Source organism: Achromobacter pulmonis (assembly GCF_002885955.2).
GTDB lineage: Bacteria > Pseudomonadota > Gammaproteobacteria > Burkholderiales > Burkholderiaceae_B > Achromobacter > Achromobacter pulmonis_A.
Map to the genome: position 1 here is coordinate 1 of NZ_POQS01000057.1, position 752 is coordinate 752.

Genomic DNA, 752 nt, shown 5'->3' on the forward strand with positions numbered 1-752 from the left:
GCGCGTTAAGCGCGAGAACACCTCATAAAAATGGATTTCGCTGAATATGCCAGTGACGCGCTCAGCTCACAAATTAGCTCTCACGCTACTGCTGCTGCGCTCGGAGCCAGTGCTTACATTGCGAAGAAAATCATGCCGTACAAAAAATACAACGCACCTGTCACCTCGACCACCACACTTGCAAAAAAGAATGCATACAAACTCAACAAAATCTACAAGCAAGTCAAACTAAACACACCGGAGAAACATTTATATCAATATTCTACTCAATTAAGTTTACCTACTCTTACTGCTTCTTCAGTGGAAATTACTGGAATTGCAACAGGTGATGATTTTAATCAGAGATCTGGCAGATCCATTCGTTTACTTGGACTACAAACTAGATTACATCGATCTTCTACTTTCATTGATTGTTATCTTATTTTAGCTCCTCATGGCACGGTTGCTCCTGTTTACACAGATTTCGTGGCATTTCAAGGAGGTTATACCTTAACTACTTTAAAAGACGACTTTAAAGAACTTCATTACTATGGTAATACAAATGCATCTACTGCATTTTATTTAAAACATGATAGAAAACTTAACATGGTAACCAAATATAATGGTTCTGGTTCCACTACTGGTGTACAAAATAGGTTATATCTTGTTTTTGTTAACAGGAGTGGTAGCACACACACTTGTGATGTCAACTTTAAACTTTGGTTTCACGCCGACTAGGTGAGTATATAGATTAAAAAATATTATAGTGAAAT

At 37.4% G+C, this 752-nt stretch carries 1 protein-coding gene; it reads left to right on the forward strand.

Features of this window, described 5'->3' with window-relative positions; all coding sequences use genetic code 11:
* Nucleotides 1-30: 30 nt before the first annotated feature.
* Nucleotides 31-717, forward strand: a complete 687-nt coding sequence (locus tag C1I89_RS34325; protein ID WP_146196998.1) for a hypothetical protein — start codon at nucleotides 31-33, stop codon at nucleotides 715-717.
* Nucleotides 718-752: the final 35 nt, after the last annotated feature.